This is a genomic window from Nocardiopsis salina YIM 90010 (assembly GCF_000341025.1).
In the GTDB taxonomy this organism is placed as follows: domain Bacteria; phylum Actinomycetota; class Actinomycetes; order Streptosporangiales; family Streptosporangiaceae; genus Nocardiopsis; species Nocardiopsis salina.
This window is the reverse complement of sequence record NZ_ANBF01000055.1, coordinates 1-3,673: the sequence shown is the minus strand read 5'-3', so window position 1 is coordinate 3,673 and position 3,673 is coordinate 1. Positions and strand designations below refer to the sequence as shown.

Here is a 3,673-nt window from a genome sequence, read left to right as displayed (position 1 = left end):
CACCTACCGGCGCCTGGTGGCCGAGGCCGAGGCTGCCGTGGGCGGGCGCGAGGCCGGGATCGACGCAGCGCGCCGCGCCTGGTCGCAGGGGTTCGTGGCCGAGGCCCTGGACGGGTTCCTGGCCGCAGACGTGCCGAGTTCGTCCGGCGAGCCCCAGCGTGCGCTCCTGTCCGGCCAGGACCTGGCCGGCTGGAGCGCCCACTACGAGGACACCGCCTCCGTACCCCACGGCGCGCACACCGTGCACAAGACCGGACCGTGGGGCCAGGGCCCGGTCCTGCTCCAGCAGCTCCGCCTGGCCGAGGCCCTGGGCACCGGGAAGCTGTCGGGGGCCTCCCGCGAGGGCGTCGACCCCGACTTCGTGCACCGGGTGACCGAGGCGGCCAAGCTCGCCTTCGCCGATCGCGAGGCCTGGTACGGCGACCCGGACCGGACCGAAGTACCGCTGCGCGAGCTCCTGTCGGCCGAGTACGCGCGCTCCCGCGCGGGCCTGGTCGACGACACCTCCGCGAGCCGGGAGCAGCGTCCGGGCTCCTTGGGCGGGCGCACGCCCTACCTGCCGCCGTCCTACGTTCCCGGGCGGGCGCCGCAGGACCGCACAACCGGTGAACCGACCGTGCGCAACGCCGCCGACCCGGCCGACCGGCGCGGCGACACCTGCCACCTGGACGTGGTCGACGCCCGGGGCAACATGGTCTCGGCGACCCCCAGCGGCGGGTGGCTGTCGAGCTCGCCGGTCGTGCCCCAACTCGGTTTCCCGCTCGGCACCCGGGCTCAGATGTTCTGGCTGGACGAGGACTCCCCCAACGCCCTGGCCCCGGGCCGCCGACCGCGCACGACCCTGTCACCGACGCTGGTGACCCGGGAGGACGGACAGGCAGTGCTGGCGATCGGCACCCCCGGCGGCGACCAGCAGGACCAGTGGACGTTCACGGCGCTGCTGAGGATTCTCAACGGCACCGACGACCTGCAGGAGGCGCTGGACGCGCCGATGTTCCACACCAACGCGTTCCCGAGTTCCTTCCATCCGCGCGAGACCGTTCCCGGGGACCTCGTCGTGGAGCCGGAGGTCGGACCCGACACCGTCGAGGCGATGCGCCGGCGCGGACACGACGTCACGGTCAACGGTTCCTGGTCTCTCGGGCGGCTGGCGGCGGTGGGCCGCGACCCCGACACCGGCGAGCTACGAGCGGCTGCGGACGCCCGTGGTGCCCAGGGGTACGCCACCGGACGCTGAGGCCGGACGGGGCGCGGCCGCAGCGGGCTCCGGGGCCGCGTACACCGGAGATCGGAGGCTTTCCGAGAACGGGCGGACTTCGCACACTGCGCACTGCTTGGTCGGACCTCTTGCAAAATCTCCGTGTCACTGCTTATGTAGATCTTGTGACGGGGAAACGCCGACTCCGATCGTGAACGCACCCCGCACAGAACTCCATACTTTCCCCGGCAGGGAACGCGGCTGTCTCCCCCTCCCTCAGCGGCGCCCCTGCTTCTCCCCTCCTCACCGAGGCCTGCCTTCCCCTCCCGGCTGGGTTATTCGGACAAGGAGAGATCCGTGGGCCGTGGCGCCGCTTCCCGAGCGGCACCACGGCCCACGTGTTTTTGCGCGCGAACCGGTATTCGAATCACGCTGAATCACACCCTTTTACCACGGGCTCAATGCACTTGTACCCGAGGAAATGTGGCGCACCGAATGGCGGTCACATTCCGGGCACAAAAAGGGCGCCCCGGGATCAAGCTCGGGGCGCCCTCGCCGGACCGGAGGGGACTCAGGCGTGCACACGCACCACGCCGGCGAAGTTCTCCGTGCGGACCGGAGTGACCTGCACGTCGAGCCCGGTGCGCGGGGCCTCCAGCATCTCGCCGTCGCCCAGGTAGATGGCCACGTGGGAGATGTAGTCGGGGGCCGTGGGGTCGGAGCGCCAGAAGATGAGGTCGCCGCGTTCCATGTCGTCGAAGTCGACACGGCTCCCGGCGTTCCACTGGTCGTGGGTCACGCGCGGGATGGAGACGCCTGCCTCCGAGAATGCCCACTGGAGCAGACCGGAGCAGTCGAAGCCCTGGCCCGGGGTGGTGCCGCCCCACACGTAGGGCACCCCGAGCTGGGTCTCGGCGTTGGCGATGACGTCCTCGATGACGGTCGGCGGGACCGCCTCTCCCTCGGTCATCGGCTCGGGTGCGTCGGCGACCAACTGCAGGGAGGGGTCGTACTCCTCCAGGGTGTCCTCGAGCTCCTCCTGCAGGTCGAACAGGTCGGCATCGGAGGCCGAGACCACGAGCGCGTTGCCCTCGGGCATACCGAGCTCGGCGGCGCGCTCGCGCGAGACCAGGGCGTCGATGCCGGCGATCCCGGAGGTGGCGTGGGTCCACACCTCCATCGGGACCTCGCCCTTGCCACCCTGGACGGTGACGTCGGCGCCGACCTCGAGGTCGCGTTCTGTACCGGCGTCCTTGGACAGGGCCAGAGCGCCCTCGGCCACACCCTGCCAGACGTCGTCGGACTCAGCAGAGGGCTCGGGCGCATGGTTGCGGAAGGTGGAGGGATCCACGCCCAGGAGCGAGGTCTGTTCCCCTTCGATCTCCAGGCGGGCGGCGTCCACGGTGAGGGCGTGTTCGACCCCGTCGATGTCGGACACCGCCTCGACGGCCTCCTCGGGGAGTTCCTCGGGGGCGACAGCGAAGTACTCGACGCTGCGGGCCTCGTCGAAGGGCTCGACCTCGGCGTCGCCGTCGAGGGTGTCGGTGTCGGCCGTGTCCGGCGCGGCGCCCTCTTCCTCTCCGGCATCGGCGTCCTCGGCGCTGCCGTCGGGGGCCGGGGAGCGCGGGTCGGAACCGCTGGGTTCGGTCTCCGAGGCTGGGACCGTGTCTGCGGGGGCGGCCTGCTCGCTCACGGGCGGGCGGTCCTCGACCACGGGCTCGGCCCAGACCGGCCCGGAACCGAGGGCTGTGAACGCGACCACCATGGCCGCCGAACTACAGGCGCGGGTACGGGTTCGCACGGGGAGATCTCACCCTTCCTCTGGCCGCTCGGGGTCCGGAGCCCCTGCGCCACACGGCCCGTCGACGGTTTCCGGGAAACCCAGAATGGTCGGGCGGCGCCCAGTTTGCAACAAGCCCAGCCCGTCCGATAACGGACGTCCATCCCGCGGACACCCCGCGGCCTTTCGGTCTTTCCCTGGCCCGCACGGGATCCCCTGCCACACAAGGCCTGCCTGGCCTGCGAAAACACCATCGAGACGCTTTCCGCGCGAGCGTACCGGAGGCTCTGCGGGACCTCGTGAGAATTGGGAACGGGCCATTCGCGCAAGGCTCTGTAACGTTCCACGTGTGGTGGACCAAGGCGGTCAGATCTGTGAGTTCTCCTCCGAAACAGTCGTGACCAGCGGAAACCGGACCGGGGACCCCGGAAAGAGCAGATCCCGCGTCTCGGCCTCGGCCTCGGCCACCGCCCGGACGGCCTCCCCGGCACGGTCGACGGGCACGTGCAGGACGACCTCGTCGTGCACGAAGAAGACCACCCCCGCGCCCTCGGGCAGCGCCGGTTCGAGCCGGGCCAACCGGCCCCGGAGCGCCGCCAGGAGCACCGACGCCCACTCGGCGGCGGTGGCCTGCACCACGAAGTTGCGGGTGAAGCGGCCCTGCGCCCTGCGGGTACGGCCGCCCTCGTCACCCG

2 protein-coding genes and 1 pseudogene are annotated in these 3,673 nt (G+C 71.3%); 1 reads left to right on the top strand and 2 read right to left on the bottom strand.

Translation table 11 applies throughout. From position 1 onward, the window contains the following. The coding region (locus D474_RS0105895; protein ID WP_017612665.1) for a gamma-glutamyltransferase at positions 1–1,237 on the top strand (1,237 nt) is incomplete at its 5' end. A 532-nt stretch (positions 1,238–1,769) separates the two neighbouring features. Here D474_RS0105895 and D474_RS0105890 read toward each other — a convergent pair. Continuing rightward, positions 1,770–2,999, bottom strand: a complete 1,230-nt coding sequence (locus tag D474_RS0105890; RefSeq protein WP_026118216.1) for a C40 family peptidase — start codon at positions 2,997–2,999, stop codon at positions 1,770–1,772. Positions 3,000–3,344: 345 nt separating this feature from the next. Further along, positions 3,345–3,673 (bottom strand): annotated as a pseudogene (locus tag D474_RS27795) (bifunctional 3'-5' exonuclease/DNA polymerase); the annotation flags it as partial.